At 63.8% G+C, this 784-nt stretch carries 2 protein-coding genes; both read right to left on the bottom strand.

Features of this window, described 5'->3' with window-relative positions; genetic code table 11:
* The coding region (locus tag ABW22_RS16995; RefSeq protein WP_157648716.1) for a CoA-binding protein at positions 1-146 on the bottom strand (146 nt) is incomplete at its 3' end.
* A gap of 106 nt (positions 147-252) precedes the next feature.
* Positions 253-784, bottom strand: a 532-nt coding sequence (locus tag ABW22_RS16540) for a slipin family protein (RefSeq protein ID WP_162264503.1), incomplete at its 5' end; no start/stop codon positions are given.

Below are 784 nucleotides of genomic sequence, written 5' to 3'. Positions count from 1 at the left end.
GGGTTGACCGGCCAGATCGGTCCGGCAAAGCCGCCTTCCAGCAGGTTGCGCATCACGGTCGCCCCAATGCTCTGCGGCCGGTCGGAGGCACCGATCACGGCGACCGACCTGGGCCGAAACAGGTATTCAAGGTTGCGCACACTCATGACGGCCTTCCTGACGGGGATGAACACTTATCCACACATGAATTGAATGGGCTCGCGTACGGAACAGCGCCGAGCCCTTTGTACCTGACGGGTGAAGCTGCGGGCATCAGCGGCGATCAACGACAGGCCGCTCCTTGTCCAGCAGCCTGCCCAGCAGATCCATCGGCAGCGGAAACACGATCGTCGAGGCCCTGTCACCGGCCACCTGCGTCATGGTCTGCAGGTAGCGCAGCTGCATGGCTTCGGGCTGCTGCGCCAGCATTTGCGCGGCCTCCAGGAGCGCCACCGCCGCCTGCTTTTCACCCTCGGCATGAATGACCTTGGCGCGGCGCTCGCGCTCGGCTTCGGCCTGGCGCGCGATGGCGCGCACCATCGATTCGTTCAGGTCGATGTGCTTGATCTCGACGTTGGTGACCTTGATGCCCCAGGCGTCGGTCTGTGAGTCGAGGATCTGCTGCACGTCCAGGTTCAGCCGCTCGCGTTCGGCCAGCATCTCGTCAAGCTCATGCTTGCCGAGCACCACGCGCAAGGTGGTCTGAGCGATCTGGCTGGTGGCCATCAGGTAGTCCTCGACCTGGATGATCGCCTTCTGCGGATCGACCACGCGGAAGAACACCACCGCGTTGACCTTGACCGAG

Origin of the sequence: Thiobacillus denitrificans (genome assembly GCF_001530125.1) — a bacterium.
Classification (GTDB): domain Bacteria; phylum Pseudomonadota; class Gammaproteobacteria; order Burkholderiales; family Thiobacillaceae; genus Thiobacillus; species Thiobacillus denitrificans_C.
This window is presented reverse-complemented; position numbering and strand designations above follow the sequence as displayed.